General features: G+C 35.1%; 24 protein-coding genes, 2 tRNA genes and 1 pseudogene. 21 read left to right on the plus strand and 6 right to left on the minus strand.

The window, feature by feature from the left end:
* Both AC0OM3_RS01080 and AC0OM3_RS01085 read left to right on the plus strand, forming a co-directional pair.
* Positions 1-1,227 (plus strand): ABC transporter permease, encoded by a 1,227-nt coding sequence (locus AC0OM3_RS01080; RefSeq protein WP_001224980.1) that lies wholly within the window; start codon positions 1-3, stop codon positions 1,225-1,227.
* Between the two features lie 118 nt (positions 1,228-1,345).
* Positions 1,346-1,777, plus strand: coding sequence for an Rrf2 family transcriptional regulator (locus AC0OM3_RS01085; RefSeq protein ID WP_000512998.1), 432 nt, complete (start codon positions 1,346-1,348; stop codon positions 1,775-1,777).
* 60 nt (positions 1,778-1,837) lie between these two features.
* Here AC0OM3_RS01085 and AC0OM3_RS01090 read toward each other — a convergent pair whose 3' ends face one another.
* Positions 1,838-2,503 carry an aquaporin gene (locus AC0OM3_RS01090; RefSeq protein WP_000913213.1) on the minus strand — a complete coding sequence of 222 codons (666 nt, stop codon included), beginning with the start codon at positions 2,501-2,503 and terminating at the stop codon, positions 1,838-1,840.
* 143 nt (positions 2,504-2,646) lie between these two features.
* The gene (locus AC0OM3_RS01095; RefSeq protein ID WP_001201638.1) at positions 2,647-3,612 is read right to left on the minus strand and encodes a DMT family transporter; all 966 of its coding nucleotides are present in this window, start codon (positions 3,610-3,612) and stop codon (positions 2,647-2,649) included.
* 100 nt (positions 3,613-3,712) lie between these two features.
* Here AC0OM3_RS01095 and AC0OM3_RS01100 point away from each other — a divergent pair, with 100 nt between their 5' ends.
* Positions 3,713-4,285, plus strand: coding sequence for a helix-turn-helix domain-containing protein (locus AC0OM3_RS01100; RefSeq protein ID WP_000661924.1), 573 nt, complete (start codon positions 3,713-3,715; stop codon positions 4,283-4,285).
* Between the two features lie 61 nt (positions 4,286-4,346).
* On the opposite strand, the gene AC0OM3_RS01105 is transcribed toward AC0OM3_RS01100, so the two are convergent.
* Positions 4,347-4,532, minus strand: coding sequence for a PspC domain-containing protein (locus AC0OM3_RS01105; RefSeq protein ID WP_000038409.1), 186 nt, complete (start codon positions 4,530-4,532; stop codon positions 4,347-4,349).
* A 183-nt stretch (positions 4,533-4,715) separates the two neighbouring features.
* Between AC0OM3_RS01105 and AC0OM3_RS01110 the strand changes: the two genes are divergently transcribed.
* The 6 genes from AC0OM3_RS01110 to AC0OM3_RS01135 all read left to right on the plus strand — a co-directional run bounded on the left by AC0OM3_RS01110 (position 4,716) and on the right by AC0OM3_RS01135 (position 9,814).
* Positions 4,716-5,957, plus strand: coding sequence for an amidohydrolase family protein (locus AC0OM3_RS01110; protein WP_000219553.1), 1,242 nt, complete (start codon positions 4,716-4,718; stop codon positions 5,955-5,957).
* A gap of 97 nt (positions 5,958-6,054) precedes the next feature.
* Entirely contained in the window at positions 6,055-7,350 is a 1,296-nt protein-coding gene (locus AC0OM3_RS01115) for a purine/pyrimidine permease (protein WP_002164195.1), read from the plus strand.
* Positions 7,351-7,515: 165 nt separating this feature from the next.
* Complete coding sequence (gene gerE / locus AC0OM3_RS01120) at positions 7,516-7,740, plus strand: spore germination transcription factor GerE (RefSeq protein ID WP_000659484.1); 225 nt, start codon at positions 7,516-7,518, stop codon at positions 7,738-7,740.
* Between the two features lie 173 nt (positions 7,741-7,913).
* The gene (locus AC0OM3_RS01125; RefSeq protein ID WP_000780763.1) at positions 7,914-8,201 is read left to right on the plus strand and encodes a hypothetical protein; all 288 of its coding nucleotides are present in this window, start codon (positions 7,914-7,916) and stop codon (positions 8,199-8,201) included.
* Between the two features lie 156 nt (positions 8,202-8,357).
* Positions 8,358-9,020, plus strand: a complete 663-nt coding sequence (locus AC0OM3_RS01130; RefSeq protein WP_002181056.1) for a type 1 glutamine amidotransferase domain-containing protein — start codon at positions 8,358-8,360, stop codon at positions 9,018-9,020.
* 155 nt (positions 9,021-9,175) lie between these two features.
* The gene (locus AC0OM3_RS01135; RefSeq protein WP_474210998.1) at positions 9,176-9,814 is read left to right on the plus strand and encodes a TetR/AcrR family transcriptional regulator; all 639 of its coding nucleotides are present in this window, start codon (positions 9,176-9,178) and stop codon (positions 9,812-9,814) included.
* A 42-nt stretch (positions 9,815-9,856) separates the two neighbouring features.
* On the opposite strand, the gene AC0OM3_RS01140 is transcribed toward AC0OM3_RS01135, so the two are convergent.
* Entirely contained in the window at positions 9,857-10,546 is a 690-nt protein-coding gene (locus tag AC0OM3_RS01140) for a type 1 glutamine amidotransferase domain-containing protein (RefSeq protein WP_474210999.1), read from the minus strand.
* Between the two features lie 367 nt (positions 10,547-10,913).
* Here AC0OM3_RS01140 and AC0OM3_RS01145 point away from each other — a divergent pair, with 367 nt between their 5' ends.
* The 8 genes from AC0OM3_RS01145 (at position 10,914) to AC0OM3_RS01180 (ending at position 16,807) form a co-directional block, all read left to right on the plus strand.
* Positions 10,914-12,239, plus strand: coding sequence for an MFS transporter (locus AC0OM3_RS01145; protein ID WP_474211000.1), 1,326 nt, complete (start codon positions 10,914-10,916; stop codon positions 12,237-12,239).
* A 213-nt stretch (positions 12,240-12,452) separates the two neighbouring features.
* A complete protein-coding gene (racE, locus tag AC0OM3_RS01150; protein ID WP_000774004.1) occupies positions 12,453-13,262 on the plus strand; it encodes a glutamate racemase in 810 nt (269 codons plus the stop codon).
* Positions 13,263-13,496: 234 nt separating this feature from the next.
* A complete protein-coding gene (gene gerM, locus AC0OM3_RS01155; protein ID WP_001126746.1) occupies positions 13,497-14,546 on the plus strand; it encodes a spore germination protein GerM in 1,050 nt (349 codons plus the stop codon).
* A 129-nt stretch (positions 14,547-14,675) separates the two neighbouring features.
* The gene (gene rph, locus AC0OM3_RS01160; RefSeq protein ID WP_001261765.1) at positions 14,676-15,413 is read left to right on the plus strand and encodes a ribonuclease PH; all 738 of its coding nucleotides are present in this window, start codon (positions 14,676-14,678) and stop codon (positions 15,411-15,413) included.
* A gap of 11 nt (positions 15,414-15,424) precedes the next feature.
* Positions 15,425-16,033 carry an XTP/dITP diphosphatase gene (locus AC0OM3_RS01165; RefSeq protein WP_000815924.1) on the plus strand — a complete coding sequence of 203 codons (609 nt, stop codon included), beginning with the start codon at positions 15,425-15,427 and terminating at the stop codon, positions 16,031-16,033.
* Positions 16,034-16,046: 13 nt separating this feature from the next.
* On the plus strand, positions 16,047-16,550 hold the full coding sequence (locus tag AC0OM3_RS01170) for a metallophosphoesterase (protein WP_000645501.1): 504 nt from the start codon (positions 16,047-16,049) through the stop codon (positions 16,548-16,550).
* 108 nt (positions 16,551-16,658) lie between these two features.
* Positions 16,659-16,732: transfer RNA gene (locus AC0OM3_RS01175), tRNA-Gly, on the plus strand.
* Position 16,733: 1 nt separating this feature from the next.
* Positions 16,734-16,807 (plus strand) — tRNA-Arg (locus tag AC0OM3_RS01180).
* A gap of 181 nt (positions 16,808-16,988) precedes the next feature.
* On the opposite strand, the pseudogene AC0OM3_RS01185 reads toward AC0OM3_RS01180, so the two are convergent.
* Positions 16,989-17,081: pseudogene (locus AC0OM3_RS01185) on the minus strand (DUF6572 domain-containing protein); the annotation flags it as partial.
* A 152-nt stretch (positions 17,082-17,233) separates the two neighbouring features.
* On the opposite strand from AC0OM3_RS01185, the gene AC0OM3_RS01190 reads away from it, so the two are divergent.
* Positions 17,234-17,434 (plus strand): hypothetical protein, encoded by a 201-nt coding sequence (locus tag AC0OM3_RS01190; RefSeq protein ID WP_000124460.1) that lies wholly within the window; start codon positions 17,234-17,236, stop codon positions 17,432-17,434.
* 95 nt (positions 17,435-17,529) lie between these two features.
* Here the strand turns inward: AC0OM3_RS01190 and AC0OM3_RS01195 are convergent, their stop codons facing one another.
* Positions 17,530-18,144, minus strand: coding sequence for a PH domain-containing protein (locus AC0OM3_RS01195; RefSeq protein WP_000475212.1), 615 nt, complete (start codon positions 18,142-18,144; stop codon positions 17,530-17,532).
* Between the two features lie 154 nt (positions 18,145-18,298).
* Between AC0OM3_RS01195 and AC0OM3_RS01200 the strand changes: the two genes are divergently transcribed.
* From AC0OM3_RS01200 to AC0OM3_RS01210, 3 genes are all read left to right on the plus strand, one after another.
* Positions 18,299-18,712, plus strand: a complete 414-nt coding sequence (locus AC0OM3_RS01200) for a group I intron-associated PD-(D/E)XK endonuclease (RefSeq protein ID WP_000274745.1) — start codon at positions 18,299-18,301, stop codon at positions 18,710-18,712.
* Between the two features lie 286 nt (positions 18,713-18,998).
* Complete coding sequence (locus tag AC0OM3_RS01205; RefSeq protein ID WP_001983650.1) at positions 18,999-19,247, plus strand: hypothetical protein; 249 nt, start codon at positions 18,999-19,001, stop codon at positions 19,245-19,247.
* Positions 19,248-19,444: 197 nt separating this feature from the next.
* Positions 19,445-20,443: a hypothetical protein gene (locus tag AC0OM3_RS01210; RefSeq protein WP_000358275.1), complete on the plus strand. Its 999-nt coding sequence runs from the start codon at positions 19,445-19,447 to the stop codon at positions 20,441-20,443.
* Positions 20,444-20,493: the final 50 nt, after the last annotated feature.

Consider the following 20,493-nt stretch of genomic DNA (forward strand, 5'->3'; position numbering starts at 1 on the left):
ATGCGTAAATTTTCTCACGTATTTTCATTTTATTTTAGGGAAGCATTTTTATCTAAAAAATCATTAATTACGAGTGCGATTTTATTTTTAGTTGTGTTTGGGATTTTTGCATTTAATCATTTTACTTCAGGCGATGATAAAAATAAGGATAAAGATAAAATTGCAGTTGTAGTAGAGAGTTCCACATATAAAGTTCAAAAGGATGAGCTAAATAAGCTATTGCCATCAGCAAAAATAACAATTGGTTCAAAGGATGATTTTGATAAACTGCATAAGCAAGTAGAAGAAGGTGATTTAGATGGTCTATTCCATGTGACGGAAAAGGGTGGGGCTCCATCGATTACATATATGTATAATGGATTTCCAAGCCAAGCAACTTCTGCAATTATGGCAGGATATTTAAAGCAACAATATACGATGGTGACGATTGCCAAAAATAATGTTTCACCAGAAATTGCACAGCAATTACAAACAGAAATTCAAGTAAAGCAAGAAGCGATAAAAGATCGTACATCTTCTTTCGGAATTGCCTATTTCTTTACATTTGCTTTATATATGTTTATTGTAGCGTTCGGAAATACAATCGCAATGAATATTGCATCTGAAAAGGCGTCACGTGTAATGGAAGTAATGCTTCCGAAAGTGAAGCCTCTTACGATGATGTATGCGAAAATTTTAGCGGTTGTTTCAACGGCGTTATTGCAACTTGTCATATTGGCGTGTGGTTATCTTATTCCATATTTGTTAGGTTGGGTCGATTTAGAAAGTGCCTCACTATTTGGTATTCCAATTGACTTTACGAAATTAGATGCAAAGGTTATCAGCATGTTTCTTGTTTATTTCATTACGGGATATTTACTTTATGCGATGATGTATGCTGCTGCTGGAGCTGTTGTGTCTAAGACGGAGGATTTACAAGCTGTATCTTTCCCGGTAATGATTTTAATTATGGCTGCATTCTTTATTAGTATTAAATCATTAAGTGATCCGAATAGTACTATCGTTGTTGTAAGTTCTTACGTTCCATTTTTTACACCGATGGTTACCTTCTCACGTATTGTAGCTGGTGAAGCAGGTATGCTAGAAATTACGATAACATTAGCAGTCTTATTGGCGACAATTGCGGTATTAAATGCTGTTACAAGCCGCATTTACGTAAACGGGGTAATGAATTACTCAGATAAAGTGAAATTTAAAGATTTAGCGAAATTTATAAAGCGTCAATAATGAGAGAAAAGCATGATTTCCTATTGAAATCATGCTTTTTCTTTATGTATAAATTAAAAATAGTATATAATAATAAGAGTCGTCTTTTAATAGAATGAATAAAAAGGAGGGTGTGCAGATGGGGATTAGTAGTCGTTTTACAGTAGGTGTTCATATGCTGACATTACTTGCGATAGATCGAAACTCTCGCTGTACCTCTGAATGGATTGCCGGTAGTGTGAATACAAATCCAGTTGTGATTCGTCGCATTACAGGAATGTTGAAGAGAGCAGGACTTGTTGATGTACAAGCTGGTAAAGGTGGTACGACACTTGCTCGAGATTTAGAAGAAATTACATTACTTGATGTATATAAAGCAGTGGAAGTTGTAGAAGAAGGACAGCTATTTTCCTTCCATGAAAATCCCAACATTGAATGTCCAGTAGGAGCTAATATTCAATCAGTATTAGAAATTATTTTAATGCAAGCGCAAGAAGCGATGGAAAACGTACTTGCAAATGTAACGGTAGATCAATTAGTTACAAATTTAAAGTCTAAAATGAAAGAATAAAAAAAGCGAGCTTCCTCATAATGAGGGCTCGCCTTTTTTTATTCAGAAATATTGAAAATTCTATTTTTCAGTATTTAAAATGAATTTACCTACGATAGCTGCGAAGATACCACCAAGAATTGGTGCTACGATGAATACCCATAGTTGAGAAAGTGCTTCTCCACCAACAAATAAAGCTGGTGCGATACTACGAGCTGGGTTAACAGATGTTCCAGTTAACGGAATTCCTAATAAGTGAATTAAAACTAATGTGAAACCAATTACTAGTCCAGCTAAAGAAGAACTTCCTTTTTTACCTGTTACAGCAACGATAACTAAAATAAATACGAAAGTCAAAATGAACTCAACTAAAAATGCTCCAGATAAACCAAGAGTTCCGAAACCATTTTGTCCTAAATTATCTAAAGGTGTTTTAGCAGATTTTAAAATTGTTACTAACGTTGCAGTTCCTAATAAACCACCTAAAATTTGAGCTAATACATAATAACAAAGTTCCATAGCGTTCATTCGTTTGTTGATGAACATAGCTACTGATACTGCTGGGTTAATGTGACATCCAGAAATTGTTCCGATGCTATATGCCATAGCTACAATAGATAGACCGAAAGCCATAGCGATTCCTAATGTTCCAATTCCTTCAATTCCGCCGCCAGTGACAGCTACTCCAGTTCCGAATAATACAAGTACAAATGTACCAATAAATTCAGCGATTGCTTTTTTTAACATAATTTACCTCCTATTAATGCGCATGAAACGTATTATAACATAAGTTTTAGTATAAGCAGCCAATGAAATACTATTCTGATAAGGCGAAATAGGGGGACAATAAAAAAGAGTATGGTTCATCTCTATAGAACCATACCCTTTTTTTATGCCGATTTTTTCTGTTTAACGACTGGAACAGAACGGTTTAAAATACTATTTGCAACCATTCCTAACATGATAATAATCATTCCGATGAGAGAAAGTCCTCCAGGGAGTGAACCATTTAAGAAAATGATTTCTCCAAGTACGGTAAAGACCATCGTTCCAGCTTGTGTTGCTTCAACAGCTCCAAGTAGAGCGAGGTTATCTTTTGCTAAGTCAGTAGCAAAGAAAAATGTCATCGTTGCAATAACGCCGGAACATAATGCTAACAAAAATCCTTGAAGCATTTGGTTGGATGTTGGAATGCCAGTAGTAGAAAATCCGTATATACCAAGCAAGATTGTTATAGGAAGACTTCCAATTGCCATTCCTAATACACGTTGGAACGTATCAAGGCGTCCACCAACAAGCTCCATCATTTTTCGGTTACCGAACGGATATAAGAAAGCGGCTAATACGACAGGTAAAAAACCTGAAATGAACTGAGTCATTGTAATATGGCCTGCGGCAGTTGCTTGCATACAAATTACACCAAGTAAAATAAATAATGCAACATATAAGCTACGAAGTGGAATTTTTCCACGTACAAGTTTCGTACCTGATTTTGTTTCTATTTTCACGAAAAATAGTGGTGATAGTAGTAAACCAGCTAAAATCGTAACTTGCCAAGTTCCAGCAACGAGCCAAGCTGGAGAAAAGACAGCTGCAAAACTTAATAAAGAATAAAAACCAATACCGGCAACAGAACCCCATCCGATCCATGCCAATGGATGTTTTCTTAACTCTTCCCATAATCCCCTAAAGTTTTTGCGAAATAAAACGATAAGGAATAAAATAGGAAGAGCAAATAAAAAACGGAAGGAAGCTGTCCAAGCCCAGCTCGTTCCAGATACATTCATTGCTCTATTGATAATAAAGGTTGCAGAAAAAAAGGCCGATGATAAAAGGCCTAATAAAATTGCGCGCATGAAGTATAGCACTCCTTTCGAAAATAAATAATTATGTATAGTATGATATACTTTTTGTGAATAAAAGTAAACTATTTTATACTTTAAGGTGGTTTTATATATGAAAGAAAATGAAGATATGCAAACGAAAGAAGTCATTCAACAAGTTGGACAGTTATTGAGACAAATTCGAAATGAACAGAAATTAAGTTTAGAAGAATTAGCTCATAAAACAGGAGTTAGTAAATTAACATTAGGAAAGATCGAAAGAGGGGAAACAAATCCGACGCTAGCTGTCATTTGGAAAATAACGAAAGGGTTATCAATTCCTTTATCCAGATTAATGGTTGTTGGAGAACCTGTAGCTGTTGCGCGCTGTGGAGAAGGATTTGCAGTAGATGAAGGACAAGCGTGGCATTTAGAAACGATGTTCCGTTATACGAAAGAAACAGGGATGGAAATGCACCGTGCTTGTTTACGATCAAATAGTATATATGAACCAGAAGCTCATCATGAAGGTGCGATTGAGCTTGTAACGGTAATGAAAGGGAAAGTGTCTATTCAAGTGGAGAATGATGTATACGAATTAAATGAGTTTGATTCCATTCAATTTGAAGCGAATAAGAAGCATATTTATAAAAATGAAGAAGAAGAAGTGGCAGTATTACATTTAACGATGAAATATTCTTCATGAAAAAATCACCTATAGGATTCTATAGGTGATTTGCTCTTCTTAAGTATGTGAAATGATGCCGTTAGTACGAACGTGGCATAAGTAATAAACAAATGAAATAAACTAAAAATCCTGTCCCAAAACATAAAACAGCAATAATCCAAATGATACGAATAAGAGTAGAGCTAATATCAAAATATTCTCCTAAACCACCACATATACCAAATAGCATTTTATCAGTTTCGGATTTACATAACTTTTTTGACATATTCCAATCAACTCCTTTTTATATCAAACTGCATACTTTTATTCTATATGGAAATTTATGAGAAGACTATGGGGGTGTATTACATTTTTTTGTGAGAAGCGATCGTATTAATTGTCTTAATTTTCAGTGGATATTAAACTTGTAGTTATGAGTTGATTTTTAATAAAGGGTGGGGAAATAGAGATGACAGTATATTGGTTGAATAACGTAATGCTTGAATCAGGATATACATATGAAGAAGAGAGAATTTCACAAACAGAAACAGAATTATGCAGTTTACTTATTGAAGATGGTCGAATTAAAAAAATTATAAAAGGGATTATTCAAGAGGAAGATATAGTAACTTTTGATGCTAAGCACTTATTAATGTTGCCAGCTTTCAAAGAGATGCATATTCACATTGATAAAACATATTATAGTGGCCCATGGAAAGCTTGTATGCCAGCAGAAAGTATTTTTACACGTTTTAATGAAGAAGAAAAAATTTTACCAAAGCAATTAGCGACTGCCCAAAATAGAGCGAAAAATATGCTAGAGTTACTACTGCAAAATGGTGCAACGAATATTAGAACGCATTGTAATGTCGATCCGATTATTGGGCTTGGTAATTTGGAGGCGACGTTAGCGGCATTAGAAACATATAAAAATCGAGTGTCTAGTAGAATTGTTGCGTTTCCGCAACATGGATTATTGCGCAGTGATTCTGTGCAACTCGTGAAAGATGCGATGCGTATGGGTGCTCATCTAGTTGGAGGGGTAGATCCAGCTACAGTGGATAATGACATTGAAAAGTCATTACATACAATTATGGATATCGCAGTAGAATTTAATGCGGATGTTGATATTCATTTGCACGATGCGAATAATCTTGGAACGTTTACGATGAAGAGATTGGCAAGTTTAACAGAAGAAGCAGGATGGCAAGGCCGTGTAACGATTAGTCATGCAATTGGACTTGGTGGTGTTACTGATAAAGAGGCTGAGGAAGTGGCAGAAAGACTCGCAAATGTAAATATTGATATTACTTCAACAGTGCCAATTGGTAAACAAGTAATCCCAATTCCGTTATTAGATAAAAAAGGTGTTAAGGTTTCATTAGGAAATGATAGCATTACAGATCACTGGTCACCGTTTGGGACAGGTGATATGCTTCAAAAGGCGAATCGATTAGCAGAGCGTTTTGGGTGGAGTGACGAAGGGTCTTTAGGAAAAGCACTCCGCTTTATTACAGGAGGAAAAGAAACGTTAAATAATGAAGGAAAGCGAGTATGGCCGAATGTAGGGGATGAAGCGAGCTTTGTTTTGACGAATGCGACATGCGCTGCTGAAGCAGTAGCGCGTCAAACAGAAAAACGTTTAGTCGTGTATAAAGGAAATATTGTTGTTGGAAGTTTAAATGAGGTGGAATTAAATAATCTTGTGTAGAAGAATCGTTTAAATATTTTGAGGAGGGTTCTAATGGTGAGTATAGAACTCTTCTTTTTTATTCTTACAATATATTTTTATAGGAAAGCTAGAAGGGATGAAAAAATTGGACAATCAACATAACCAAAATCATATTATGGGAACTTTGCAATGGTTTATATTTCTATTAGCAAATTCAATCGCACTACCAATTGTCGTTGGAGGATTATTTCATCTTACGACGGAAGAAATATTTTATTTAATGCAGCGTACGTTTTTTGTAGTTGGTATATCTTCTTTCTTACAAGGATGGATTGGGCATAGACTGCCAATTGCGGATGGACCAGCTGGATCTTGGGTTGGTGTATTTACAGTACTTGCTTATGCAACGGCCGGACAAGATCAATTGCATAGTACACTGCAAATTTTAGAGTTAGGAATGATAATCTCCGGTGTTATTTTAATAGGATTAGGAGTAACTGGTTTTATAGGACGTATTTTATTTTTATTTACGCCAGTTGTGACAGGGACGTTTTTACTTTTATTATGTTTACAATTAAGTGGTGTATTTTTAAAAGGAATGCTAGGAATTACAGCTACTATTTCTCAAATCGATGGATTTACAGCGATAATTGCGTTTAGTATATTTTTGTTCGTTATTATACTGTCTAATTTTGGAAAAGGTTTTGTCAAAAGTTATGCAGTTTTAATAGGATTAATTAGTGGGTGGATTATTTTTCTTATTGCAGGAAAATTGACAATCCCATCTCAAGTAACTCATTTTGTGCAACTTCCACATATATTTGCTTGGGGACTTCCAAAGTGGAATATAGGTATGGCTGTATCAAGTTTCGTTATGGTATGTATTTTAGTTTCGAATACGGTGGCAGCTATTATAGCAATTAATCAAGCAACTATTCATAAAGCGACTATTGAACAAAAACAGTTGAAAGATGGAACATGGGTTGGGGGGATTTCACATATCATCTCTTCTGTATTTTCAACTGTAGGTGTCGTACCATTACCAGCAACGGCAGGATTTATACGTTTAACAAAACAAAAGTATATACGATCGTTCTTAATGGCATGTGCGTTACTAGTCGTAATGTCTCTTTTTCCAAGTATTATTCGTTACTTGGCATCTTTACCATCTGCTGTCGCATCGGCTGTTTTAATGGCTTCGTTCGTACAGTTAATTGGAATTGGATTTAATAATATAAAACAAGTGCCGATGAGTGAAAGGAATGTAACGATTTTAGGCGTTGCAGTATTATTTGGCAGCGGCGTTATGTTTTTACCGTCTGGAGCACTCCAATCCTTGCCGTCTGTTATGCAATATATATTTGGTAATGGTTTATTTGTAGGTACGGTTGTAAGTATATTGCTAGAACAAATATGGCGTGTTGGAAAGTGAGTGGATAAAAAGAGTGTACGCACTGTATAAAAGTCTAAAATAACATGTGAAATAAAGCCCATTTTCATTCACCACCTGCACATTTCGTTCATACAATATCTTGACTAAATAAACACCCAACTTACACATACACAGCTCTGGCTTAAGCAAGGAGGGTTATACCAGTTGAAGGAAAAAGCGTATCAATCTAAACCTTTACTCACAAAGAGAGAGAGAGAAGTATTTGAATTGCTGGTTCAAGATAAAACAACGAAGGAAATTGCAGGTGAACTTTTTATAAGTGAAAAGACAGTTCGCAACCACATCTCAAACGCAATGCAAAAGCTAGGGGTTAAAGGACGTTCACAAGCAGTTGTTGAGCTTCTTCGCATGGGAGAGCTCGAACTATAAGAAAGCAGCCGACTTTTATATAAAAGTCGGCTATTTTTTTGTTTATATTTTGAACTTAAAAAAGGTATCTCAGACTGTGAGGGGGAAGATATGTTTAAGAAAGAAATGTTAAAAATAACTATTTTAAAATATGATGAGGTATCCTTGTCATTCATGGATAAGAAGGTGCAAATATGAAGTTGTATTTTAAGGATATGGAGATAGGTGAAATTAAAGATGTTTTTGGAGATATGCCATGGATGTATGGAACAATTCGTCTATACGAGAATAGTAAAACGTTCCAAAAATATTTTCGTGAGATGGTAGACGAAGATAGTGCATTTGATTTTGAAAGCATAGACCCTGAATTTTTACATGAAGAAAATTGGTCTATTTTTGATGAGGATGATCAGCGGTATTTAAGGATTGATATACCTGCTATTCATATGGAGGATACAACAATTGCGTGGCGTTGGAGATAAAAGCTATACAGTTGTGAACATCTTCGTACGAAAGAATTCAAACGATAACAATAAGCTGAATTTTATACAAAAGGTCAGCTTATTGTTATCGTTTTTTTCGCTTGCTATATGAATGATAAGAACACTCCATACATAAATAGGTAGTAAGGAGGGGATATGTTGAAAAGGATATTGTTAGTTTCAACAAGCGCTCATGATATGAATGGACACCCGACTGGTTTGTGGTTGGAAGAGCTCGCAGCTCCTTATAATTTGTTTAAAAAAGCTAAGTTCGATGTTGATATTGTGTCGATACAGGGTGGTAGAGTACCGATTGATAGAGTGTCTATTCCGAACGGGATACCTCGTGAGTTTAAGCATGTTGCATCTTTGTTGCAAAATACGAATCCGATCTCAACGGTTCATTTTTCGGATTATGATGCGGTTTTATTTGGTGGTGGGCACGGGGCGATTGTAGATTTTGCGGGTAATCCGTATGTTGCAAATTTGATTGAAAATATGTACAACAATAACCGGATTGTGGCGGCTGTTTGTCACGGAGTAAGTTCTTTAGTCGGTGTGAAAAATAAAGATGGTTCGTTTTTTGTTGCCGGTAAGCGTATAACAGGTTATACAAATGATGAGGAAAAAGCTGTGCATTTAGAAAAGCGAGTGCCGTTTTTATTAGAAAGTAAATTGAAAGAAGAAGGGGCTTTGTTTTATGTGGCTCCAAATTTCACGCCGCATGTTGTAGTAGATGGGCGTTTAATTACAGGGCAAAACCCGCAGTCTAGTATGGAAATAGGGAAAGCTATAAGGAGAGCTGTAAATAAAGTATAGAAAAAATGCTCGTTACTTATAAAGGTAGCGGGCATTTTTCTATAGTATAAATGACCCCTTAAACTAAAAAGATATATTGAGTATAGTGACTTCATTTATAATTAATTGTGAATTTGCTATACTATCTTGTATGGACAAAAGGGGAGGCTCTTTTAATGAGAAAAGTTGCATGTGCAAACACTTATATTAATAAAATAAAGCCCGTTATTAGAAAAACGAGTTTTAGTCAATTGAAAATAGATGAAATTGCGAAGTATATGGATATTAGTAAAGCTACTTTATATAAACGTTTTTCTTCAAAAGATGAGATTATTGAAGCTGTGGTAGAAGATTTTATGAACTACCTTCTTGAAGGAGATGCGGATAATCAAGATGAAAGTATGTCTTTTACAGAACGTTTCCAAAAGACGTTTATTCACTCTTTAAAATGTGTGACGTATATTTCAGATGTCTTTTTACAAGATTTGAAAGAGGCATATCCGCACTTATCTGATCAGTTAGTCGCCGCGCAACAAAATCGTAATCATAATTTGCAAATGTTTTTTGAAGCTGGTATGGAACAAGGTTACTTTAATAAAATGAACGCACAATTATTTATGGTGCAAGATGACGTGATGTTAAGACGTATTATAGATCATTCTTTTTGTATTCAGTACGATATTACGTTAAAGAAAGCGATACTTGATTTTTATCAACTAAAGAAGTATCAACTTTTTAAACCAGAGTATATAGAAGCAATTGATGATTCGGGAATTGAAAAAGAAGTTATTGCTATTTTGCAAATGATTTCGTAAAAAAGCAGGTTTTCCTATAGTAATGGAAAACCTGCTTTTTTATTACATGTTATTTTTTACGTATTGCAATACTAATTCAGCTACTGCACCACCTGAAGCTGGGTTTTGACCAGTGATAACACGATTATCTTCTACAGCGAAAGCTTCCCAAGGCTCTGCAGCTTTTTCGTAAAGTCCTCCATTTTTAATGAGTTCATCTTCTGTTAAAAATGGAACAAATTGATCTAATTCAGCTAGTTTTTCTTCTTCATTTGAAAATCCTGTTACTTTTTTACCGCTAATTAAACGTTCCTCATTACTTAATGTAATGTGAAATAAACCAGCAGCTCCGTGACAAACAGAGGAAACGATTCCTCCATTTTCATAAATGTTACGGCTAATCATTTGAAGTTCTTTATTTTCTGGGAAGTCCCAAATCACACCGTGACCACCTGCGTAATAAATAACAGCATAGTCTTCTGGATTCACCTCACTCGGTTTCATTGTAGAACCGAGACGATTCATAAATTCTTTCTTTTGATACCATTCCCAATCGATGCTCTCCGCCATTGCTAAACTATGCGGGTCAATCGGTGTATAACCACCTTGTGGGCTAACATAATCTACTTCGTAACCAGCTTCTTCAACTTTTTTAACGAAATGGACAGCTTCACCAAGCCAAAGACCAGTAGCTCGATTTAAATTTGGATATTTTTCTACGCTCGTTAATACAACTAACATTTTTTTCTTCATCATAATCCTCCTGTAATGTTTCTTCTATATAAAAATTTATTATTTTATTAAGTTAGAAATTGCAAATTTGAATAACCATGTCAGCCCTCTTTATATCGGATTCGAAATTAGTGTATAATAATTTTTGAACAAAGTAAACTAAAAATACTAAATTAGTTTACTTTGTATATTTCTCGTTGACAAACTGTAATGCTGAAACTATGATAGTTCCATGAATATCGAACAACATACATGTTGCGTTTCGGATCCAGTTTGTCGCGCGATAAATATATACATTTGATGAAGTTGTTTAGTAGCGATAGAGGCGCTGAATAACTTTATTTTTCATTTTTATTTACAGTTACTATAATCAGGAGAGGTGTTACACATGGGAAAAGATATAAGTAACCATTTAAAATGGTTTGTTTTCACATTATGTTTTATCGTTTTATTAGGACCGATGAATGCGGTTTTATTTAATGTTGCGTTAGAGGATATGGCTTATGATTTATCCATTAGTCAATCGAAAGTAAGTTGGGTTGTAGTAGGTTATTCCTTATTTGTCGGTGTTGGTTCGATAATATATGGGAAGCTTGCTGATCGTTATAGTGTAAAAAAACTATTGATTATTTCAATTATCATATTTGTAGCTGGGTCCATTATTGGATTTGTAAATCAATCTTATGCGATTGTCATTTTTGCAAGATTAGTGCAGGCGAGTGGGGGCGCGGCGTTTATTGCGCTTAGTATGATTGCGGTAGCAAAATTAGTCGCTCCTGCTAAGAAGCCTGGTGCTTTAGCGATGATTAGTTCTTCTATTGCATTAGCGGTTGGTATTGGTCCTTTAGTTGGTGGGGCTATTACAAATACACTAGGGTGGCCATATTTATTTTTATTTATGGTTATTTCAGTATTGGGGATTTTCTTGCTTATAAAATTTATGCCAGAAGAAGCGCGTCATACGGATGAAGCGTTTCATTTTGATTACATTGGAGCGGCGTTACTATTTGTATTTATTACGACTGTTTTGTTAGGTGTTAATATGAATAGTTGGCTATTTGTGTTATCGATAATTTCCTTATTTTTATTCACGGTTCGTATGAAGAAAGCGGAGCATCCATTTATCGATATTGAGTTATTTTCGAACAAAGCATTTCTTCGTTTAATAACAGTCGGATTTATAATTAATGTGGCGTTATGTGCTAGTTTATTATTATTGCCATTGCTGTTAGGAAGAGAGCATGGATTGTCTCCATTCGTTATCGGAATTGCATTGTTTGTTGCATCACTCTTTGGTATTGTATCTAGTTTTATTACCGGGAAGATTGTCCCTTCGTTTGGAAATGTGAACATGATTTATGTAGCGTCTGTCCTTATGATTGTTGGCTTTTTAATTTTAGGGCTTATTCCGAATGGGAACTTAATAGTTATTTTAGTAGCGATTATTTTAACGTTTATGAGTTATTCTGCCATTCAAGTATCATTGAACACATTTATACCGAAAACATTACATGTAGCTAAAGTTGGAGTCGGTCTTGGTTTATACAATTTAATTAACTTCTTCGGTATGGCATTTGGACCAGCTGTAGCGAGCAAAATTATGGAATCCACAAATAGTTATCGTTTTAATTTTATGTTAATCGTCATTTTAATTGATGCTCATTTCTTCTTATTAATGGGAATGTCTTCTTTTCAAAAAAAGATGGAGCAATGAATATGCACTTTATATAGAAGAAACCGACTTTCTTATAGAAGGTCGGTTATTTTTCTATCTTGCAAATTACGAAAAAAAGGAGCAAAATAAAAAAGGTCCTAGTCTATACATGGGCAAATGAAAATTTTCATACAGAAGCATTTGAAGTGAGCGAACTTAAAGTGTGTAAAATATAATGATAAACATAAAAGATGATGAATGAGAAAACGGGTGATGAAGTTGAATAGAGCAATCGGTGTTATCGATTCAGGAGTTGGCGGTTTAACAGTAGCGAAGGAATTAATTCGTCAGTTGCCGAAAGAGCGTATCATATATTTAGGAGATACAGCACGTTGTCCTTATGGTCCACGTTCTCGAGAAGAAGTACGTCAATTTACGTGGGAAATGACGGAGCATTTACTAGATTTAAATATTAAAATGTTAGTTATTGCGTGTAATACAGCAACTGCAGTTGTATTAGAAGAGATGCAAAAACAATTACCAATTCCAGTAGTAGGAGTTATTCACCCAGGATCACGTACAGCTTTAAAAGTGACAAACACGTATCACGTTGGGATTATTGGAACGATTGGAACGGTGAAAAGTGGTGCATACGAAGAGGCGTTAAAGTCTATTAATAACCGTGTTATGGTAGAAAGTTTAGCTTGTCCACCTTTCGTTGAACTTGTAGAGAGTGGGAATTTCGAAAGTGAAATGGCGTATGAAGTTGTAAGAGAAACGCTGCAACCACTGAAAAGTACCGATATTGATACACTTATATTAGGGTGTACACATTATCCGATTTTAGGACCTGTTATTAAAAAAGTAATGGGAGATAAAGTGCAACTAATTAGTTCTGGTGATGAAACAGCACGTGAAGTAAGTACAATCTTATATCATAGTAAAATGTTGAATGAAGGAGAAGAACAAAGCGATCATCTCTTCTTAACAACAGGAAAAATAGACTTGTTTAAAGAAATTGCATCAAAATGGTTCGGTCAACCGATTGAAAATGTGAAGCATATTCATTTAGAAAAAGAATAATAGTAGAATTCATATAAGTGAGCTCCTGAGAAATCAGGAGTTTTTTGTTTATCCCGCTATTTTCCGCGCAGTAAGACCTCCACCTCAAAATTCAGTGGAAGAAAAGAAGTTATGTGGGGATGAACAAAACCCCCATTGATTAAAGTTTCACTATATAAGAGGCACGGTTTGTTCTAAAATGTGAAACAGCTCGTATACATAATAGTACAAACTTAGATTTTAGGGGGGAATGGCATGCCTAAATCCACTTTTAAATGGGTTGTTGGTGCTACTGTGAGCGCTGTTTTACTAACAGGGTGTGGCTTTATAAATCAGGAGAAAGCAACTGAACAAATTGATCCGCCAAAACAAGTTACGTATACAGAGGGTGGGAAGAAAGAAGTAGCTAAAAAAGATAAGCAAGGGCAAATGGTAAATAGAGAACTATACCTTGTTGATAAAAATGGTTATGTTGTACCACAAACGTTAGCTATACCTACTCCGAAAGCAAATGAGACTGTGAAGCAAACGTTAGAATACCTTGTGAAAGATGGACCGGTAACAAATTTATTACCGAATGGATTTCGTGCAGTCATTCCGGCGAATACAACGATGACCTTAGATTTGAAAAAGGACGGGACGGCAGTTATTGATTTCTCTAAAGAAATGAAAAATTATGCGAAAGAAGAAGAGCGTCAAATCGTTGAATCTATAGCGTGGACGTTGACGCAATTTACAGAGATAAAACAAGTGCAGTTCCAAATAAATGGTGAGAAATTGGCGAAGATGCCTGTTGGGGGTACACCGCTTGGTGAAGGAGTGAGCCGTGCAAATGGTATTAACTTCGATGATGAACAAGTAGCAGATGTAACGAATACAAAACCAGTCACATTGTATTTCATGGCGCAAAATAATAATAAACAGCAATACTACGTACCAGTCACACGTCGCGTTGCGGAAGGTAAAGAAAATGACTATGCAGCAATTATAGATGAGCTTGTAAAAGGTCCGATTCATCAATCGCTCCTGAATGATTTTAATCCAGGCGTTAAGCTTATTACGAATCCGAAATTACAAGACGGAAATCTTACATTAAACTTTAATGAAAATATATTTGTAAACCCAGATAAAAATATGATTTCAAATTACGTACTGAAGTCGTTAGTTTTATCTTTAACAGAAAAGAAAGGTGTGAAAAATATTTCTATTGAAGTGAATGGAAAAGCAAATCTTATAGATGAAAAGGGTGGAAAGTTAATAAAACCTGTAGATCGTCCAGAAAACGTGAATACAGGTAGTTTTTAATCTTGAATAATTTGATATACTTGTAAGAAAGGAGAATTGCTTTTTGGGTTCTCCTTCTTTTATTGTATACATATCATACATTTAAATTTGGCTATACTAACGAGTAGTAATTAAGAGGAGGTTATTTTTATGCGAGTAGATGGTAGAGAGAAAACAGAATTACGCCATATACATATTCATACGAATTATTTAAAACATCCAGAGGGATCTGTATTAATTGAAGTTGGGGATACAAAGGTGATTTGCTCAGCAACAATTGAAGAGCGTGTCCCGCCGTTTATGCGTGGAGAAGGAAAAGGATGGGTAACAGCTGAATACGCGATGATTCCGCGTGCAACAGAACAACGTACGATTAGGGAGTCAAGTAAAGGGAAAGTAACAGGACGTACAATGGAAATCCAGCGTTTAATTGGACGAGCATTACGTGCGGTAGTTGACTTAGAAGCACTTGGTGAAAGAACGGTTTGGATTGATTGTGATGTTATTCAAGCGGATGGTGGAACGAGAACTGCTTCTATTACAGGTGCATATGTAGCAATGGTATTAGCGTTTGAAAAGCTATTACAAGCAGAAAAAGTATCTAAAATTCCAGTAAAAGATTATTTAGCAGCAACGTCAGTAGGAATTGTTGAAGAACAAGGTGTTGTTTTAGATTTAAACTATGCAGAAGATTCTAAAGCAGACGTTGATATGAACGTGATTATGACTGGAAAAGGTCAGTTTGTTGAAGTGCAAGGAACTGGAGAAGAAGCGACGTTTAGCAGAGCACAGTTAAATGAATTACTTGATGCTGCAGAACAGGGCATTTTCCAACTGATTGATATGCAAAAAGAAGCGTTAGGCGACATCGTATCTCATATAGAGTAGAGGTGGAAAGTATGAAACAAGTTGTTGTAGCGACAAAAAATATGGGGAAAGTACGTGAATTTGCTGAGTTATTTGAGCGATTTGATTTAGAAGTAAAATCATTACACGATTTTCCTCATATTGATGAAGTTGAAGAAACTGGTGAAACATTTGAAGAAAATGCAATTTTAAAAGCGGATAGTTTGAGCAAACAGCTGAATGCAATCGTAATTGCGGATGATTCAGGTCTTATTGTAGATGCTTTAAACGGAAAACCAGGCGTGTATTCAGCTCGTTTTGCTGGTGAACCAAAAAATGATCAAGCAAATATCGATAAAGTGTTACAAGAATTAAATGGCATTGACTTTGAAAAGCGTAAAGCTCGTTTCTATTGTGCATTAGCAGTTGCTTTCCCTGAAGGTGATAAAAAGCCTGTCATTGTAAATGGGACATGTGAAGGATTTATTTTAGAACAACGCCGCGGAGAAAATGGTTTTGGATACGATCCGATCTTTTATGTGGAAGAATACAAAAAGGCAATGGCGGAATTAAGTTCAGATGAGAAAAATGCTATTAGCCACCGTGGTCGTGCTCTTCGTAAGTTAGAAGAAAAAATCCCAGAATGGTTTTTAGAAGAATAAGGGAGAGAGAGCGATGAAAGCTTTAATCGTAAGCGATAGTCATAGCTCTGTGAAGGAATTACAGCAGTTGAAAGAGAAATATGAAGGGAAAGTAGATATCATGATTCATTGCGGTGATTCAGAGCTAACACCTGCTCATGAAGAACTGCAAGGTTTCCATGTTGTAAAAGGAAACTGTGATTATGCTAACTTTCAAGATGAAATTGTAACTGATGTAAATGGAATTCGCTTCTTAGTTGTGCATGGACATCGCCATAATGTGAAAATGACATTACAAACGCTAGCGTACCATGCTGAAGAAGTAGGAGCGCAAGTTGCATGCTTCGGACATTCTCACGTATTAGGTGCGGAATTAATCGACGGCGTTTTATTTATTAATCCAGGCAGTATTTTATTACCACGTCAGCGTGTAGAAAAGACATTTGCTTTATTAGAAATGGATGAAAATCAAATGGAAGTTCGTTTTGAAACATTAGACGGACAACTAGTTGAACAAGCAGTTTTTAAAAGAGGATAAGAAAATTTATCCTCTTTTAAAAAAGGTGTTGACTTTATGTATGGTTATACATATAATAAATATTGTCGATAGGGCAACGGCGCTAACGAAGAAAAGAAAATAACATATGCGGGTGTAGTTTAGTGGTAAAACAAGAGCCTTCCAAGCTCTGGTCGAGAGTTCGATTCTCTTCACCCGCTCCATGTCCCAGTAGCTCAGCCGGATAGAGCATACGCCTTCTAAGCGTACGGTCGGGAGTTCGAATCTCTCCTGGGACGCTAAAAAAACCTTGTTATCAAAAGATAACAAGGTTTTTTGTTTGTCTAAAATTTGATGTTTGGGTTATAGGTGTAGTTCATTCTTGATATTTGCGACCTTTCCTTTGATATTAAGCAGTTGCATATGTACTTCTTTTTCTTAAATAAAAAGAGCGCCATTTATGCGCCCTATTCCTCTTATTTAATTTAAAGAATCAATAGGTTTATGATGGAACTCAAATCCATATCCAGATTCTCTTAATTGTTTACTTACAATATTATAAAACTCTTTACCATTCTAGTACGATTGAGCAGCAGTTATCGGAACTTATTCCCGGTAGTGTGTTACAATTAATAGAAGCGGAAAACGAGAATCTCCAATTGACTGGACCTGTGATTGGTTAGATGGTTTAAGAAGGTCGTATAAAAAAGGGAGATGGCGCAAAGATGGCGAGATCAAATGAGAATGATTTAACGGAGAAATTGGCGGAAGGTCACCGGAAATATGGTGATGGCAATTTTACAGTACAGAACATCGGTGATGAAACTAACCCGAATTGGACTGTCGTAAAAAATGTGAGGAAGGGATCGGCAGGCATTCGCGAAGGAGAAGATATATTAAGACTGCGATCAAAATATATAAAATAGTACGGAAATGGGCGGAGCGGGAGTTCGAATCTCTCCTGGGACGCTAAGAAAACCTTGTTATCTTTTTGATAACAAGGTTTTTTGTTTGTTTTAAATTAGTTGTTAATAAACTTGTCAAAGACAAAACCATAATCTTTCACATTATATTGTTTCTTCGTATCAACAAGCCAGTTAAAGGCGATCTCGTTCATCTCTTTAAATTGCTCTGCTAAGTTTACTTGTGCGTTTGAAATACGGCTGAAAGCGTTAGATGCCATATCTAAACTTTTATGTGCATATTTTAATGTAATGTCGTTGTCGTATGAAATTTCTTCAATTTTAAGTAAAGCCTTATATAAATCTTTTAATTCTTCAATATGTTTTTTATGAACATCAATTGAGTAATGCTCATCTCCCATTTGAAACTTAATTTCTATATCTAAATCAATCGTTCCTGCAGTTTCAAGTGCTACGTTTTTAATTTGATATTTACTATAGCTATAGCGGCGCAGTGTGCGTTTTTTACTTGTTGCGCTTGTACCATCTAGGTGGAGTAATCCTTTGTTTGTGAAGCAATATTCATCTGATTTGGATTTAATTAGAAAATAAATTTTCTCTCCATCTTCGTGCATCACGTAATCATCAGCATCAACTTTATCGTAATCTTTCGGTGTAATGACAGAACCTACATCGCTTAACCCTAAAACATCAGCAGCTACTTTTTTGAACATATATAATCCCCCTTGTAAATTAAATTCTTAATTGTACAAAAATATATTAACATGATTTTAACAAAGAGTTTTCTTTTAATGAGAAAATATTGGGAGGTAAGTTAAGAAAAGGAACGAATGTTATTATAAAATATGTAAAAAGGTGTGAGAAAAAGTGTACCATCATACAAGAACAAAAGGAGATTTAGCTGTTTTAAAGGCACAAGTTGATTTGTATGAAAAAGGATACATGATTTTAATGCCGCAAACAGAGCATTCGCCGTTTGATCTTGTAGTATATAAAGACGTGAGATTTAAAAGGGTACAAGTGAAATATAGAGAATTGAATGCAAGAGGGATACTAGAAGTTAGATTCCGATCTAGTTATTCTACGACAAGCGGAGTCACTACAAAAGAAGTGAATAAAGAAGAGATAGATGTGTATTGTGTATACTGTCCTCAAACAGATCTTTGTTATTATTTCAATCCAAAATTATTTAGTAAATCTATTAGTTTAAGAGTGGATTCTCCGAAAAATAACCAAGAGAAAAAAGTTAATTTTGCAAGTGATTATAGAGAAACTCCGTGAAAGCACCTCAAGCGATATGAGGTGTTTTTCAATCCTCTTTTGAAATCTTACAATTCTGTAAGGTAACTGTAAGGTAGTTCGATGGTAACAAATTGCTAATCCTCTATAATGAAGATAACAACGATAAAACGAGGAGGAAGAAATGATGAAAGGATTAGTTGTAACGGGCTTGACGGTTGCTTTTGGATTTGTAGCGTATGAGAAATTAACGTATGTAGTTGATGTTGTGAAACATTTGATTGCTTAGAGAAAACAGCCATGAGAGGGAAAGGGAATGAGTGAATGAATGGAATGGTTATTTGGAATTATAGGTACTTGTAGTGTAGTGTTATTGTTCTTTGTCCCAAGTGGTATACTTAGTTCGACAACAAGTTTGTTCTTCTTAAGTTTGTTTGCTTGTACGATGCTTATTATTATGTTTTTAATGAAGCGAAGTAAACCAATCTTCTATTTTAGCATGATTGTTATGGCAATTATTGTTCTCCAAATTATTACCCTTGTAATATACCCCACAATTATAAAAGCTTTCCATTAATGATAAATCCTCTGCGTTTGTTGCTGGGGATTTTTATTTGTACAATTTTAATTTTTAGTAGAGATTTATTTGTATTGGAATGTAAAAATTAAATATTTTTATATTTCAAACAAATAGTTTTGGGATGTTGTGTTCTCATTACGCATTTGATATATTTACTTTGAACATAATTAAAATCAAGAAAAAGAGGCGGACGTATGGATAAAAAAGAAAATACGGTCGTATTGTTTCCACAACTATCAGAGCGCTATATTGATGAAGGTTTTTTAGCGCTGAAAGAGCGGAAATTCGAAGATGCATTGCGCTGCTTTGAAATATTACGTCAGTATAATGCGGAAACGGAACAAACGGAATTAGCTTCAGTTATTTGTTTACTCGAATTAAAACGTATGGAAGAAGCGAAAGACAAATGTGAACAGTTGCTTAAAACAGGAGTTGTCTTATTTGGTGATATTCTTGAAACGTACGTGACTATTTTAGTTCAAACAAATGATTATGAAGGTGTTATTGAAACTGTTGAAAAGGTTTTACAAACGAAAGATATAATGCCTGATCAAAAGGAAAAATTAGCGCAGCTTGCTTTATTTGCAGAAGGTATGCTAAATGAAGGAGACGCATCGCTAGTGGATTCGAATTTTGAATTGGATGAGTTTACTAATGAAATTTTTGGAGAAAACTTTGGACAGAAGCTAAGAGCGATTCAGCGACTTTCTTTAAAAGACTTAGATCTTGCATTACCTGTTTTAAAGAAATTTTTAATAGACGAAGAGCAACACCCCTATTTGAAAACTTCTATTTTGTATAAAATGATAGAAAGTCAGGTAGAAGAGGAAATAGAGGTAGAAAAGTTTGGGAATACGATTAAGGTAATTCCAGCATTTACAGGTCATAATGAGGAGCAATCCAATAACATTATACATAAATTATCAAGTCGATTAGAGCAAAATTATCCCGATATATTTGAAGCGATGGTTACATATTGGAAAGAATTGCAAATTAGCGTTTTCCCATTCGCTCTATTAATGGATAAAGAGGAGATTTGGTCAGCTGTTTTAGAGAGAATTGGAAGAAAGCGTTTCGGATTGGCTATTGATGAAGAAGAGCTTATGGCAGCATACAATATCGAATTGGAAGAGTTTCATATTGCCTATCAATGGTTATTACGTGTTGAAAGAGAAGGATATTTGCCCGTATAATTATGAAAAAGAATCGTTCAGTTCTTGAAACGAGCATATTCTATGTTATA

This window comes from Bacillus sp. FAU20, from assembly GCF_056033865.1.

Excerpts from the sequence above, each read along its gene's own strand:
- AC0OM3_RS01170 (WP_000645501.1), top strand. The coding sequence starts at position 16,047 with ATGAAAGCTTTAATCGTAAGCGATAGTCATAGCTCTGTGAAGGAATTA.
- AC0OM3_RS01115 (WP_002164195.1), top strand. The coding sequence starts at position 6,055 with ATGAAAAAATTGGACAATCAACATAACCAAAATCATATTATGGGAACT.
- AC0OM3_RS01195 (WP_000475212.1), bottom strand. The coding sequence starts at position 18,144 with ATGTTCAAAAAAGTAGCTGCTGATGTTTTAGGGTTAAGCGATGTAGGT.
- AC0OM3_RS01100 (WP_000661924.1), top strand. The coding sequence starts at position 3,713 with ATGAAAGAAAATGAAGATATGCAAACGAAAGAAGTCATTCAACAAGTT.
- AC0OM3_RS01205 (WP_001983650.1), top strand. The coding sequence starts at position 18,999 with ATGGAATGGTTATTTGGAATTATAGGTACTTGTAGTGTAGTGTTATTG.
- AC0OM3_RS01080 (WP_001224980.1), top strand. The coding sequence starts at position 1 with ATGCGTAAATTTTCTCACGTATTTTCATTTTATTTTAGGGAAGCATTT.
- AC0OM3_RS01130 (WP_002181056.1), top strand. The coding sequence starts at position 8,358 with ATGTTGAAAAGGATATTGTTAGTTTCAACAAGCGCTCATGATATGAAT.
- AC0OM3_RS01165 (WP_000815924.1), top strand. The coding sequence starts at position 15,425 with ATGAAACAAGTTGTTGTAGCGACAAAAAATATGGGGAAAGTACGTGAA.
- AC0OM3_RS01140 (WP_474210999.1), bottom strand. The coding sequence starts at position 10,546 with ATGAAGAAAAAAATGTTAGTTGTATTAACGAGCGTAGAAAAATATCCA.
- AC0OM3_RS01095 (WP_001201638.1), bottom strand. The coding sequence starts at position 3,612 with ATGCGCGCAATTTTATTAGGCCTTTTATCATCGGCCTTTTTTTCTGCA.
- rph (WP_001261765.1), top strand. The coding sequence starts at position 14,676 with ATGCGAGTAGATGGTAGAGAGAAAACAGAATTACGCCATATACATATT.
- AC0OM3_RS01110 (WP_000219553.1), top strand. The coding sequence starts at position 4,716 with ATGACAGTATATTGGTTGAATAACGTAATGCTTGAATCAGGATATACA.
- AC0OM3_RS01125 (WP_000780763.1), top strand. The coding sequence starts at position 7,914 with ATGAAGTTGTATTTTAAGGATATGGAGATAGGTGAAATTAAAGATGTT.
- AC0OM3_RS01190 (WP_000124460.1), top strand. The coding sequence starts at position 17,234 with ATGGCGAGATCAAATGAGAATGATTTAACGGAGAAATTGGCGGAAGGT.
- AC0OM3_RS01145 (WP_474211000.1), top strand. The coding sequence starts at position 10,914 with ATGGGAAAAGATATAAGTAACCATTTAAAATGGTTTGTTTTCACATTA.
- AC0OM3_RS01135 (WP_474210998.1), top strand. The coding sequence starts at position 9,176 with ATGAGAAAAGTTGCATGTGCAAACACTTATATTAATAAAATAAAGCCC.
- racE (WP_000774004.1), top strand. The coding sequence starts at position 12,453 with ATGAAGTTGAATAGAGCAATCGGTGTTATCGATTCAGGAGTTGGCGGT.
- AC0OM3_RS01090 (WP_000913213.1), bottom strand. The coding sequence starts at position 2,503 with ATGTTAAAAAAAGCAATCGCTGAATTTATTGGTACATTTGTACTTGTA.
- AC0OM3_RS01085 (WP_000512998.1), top strand. The coding sequence starts at position 1,346 with ATGGGGATTAGTAGTCGTTTTACAGTAGGTGTTCATATGCTGACATTA.
- AC0OM3_RS01210 (WP_000358275.1), top strand. The coding sequence starts at position 19,445 with ATGGATAAAAAAGAAAATACGGTCGTATTGTTTCCACAACTATCAGAG.
- AC0OM3_RS01105 (WP_000038409.1), bottom strand. The coding sequence starts at position 4,532 with ATGTCAAAAAAGTTATGTAAATCCGAAACTGATAAAATGCTATTTGGT.
- gerM (WP_001126746.1), top strand. The coding sequence starts at position 13,497 with ATGCCTAAATCCACTTTTAAATGGGTTGTTGGTGCTACTGTGAGCGCT.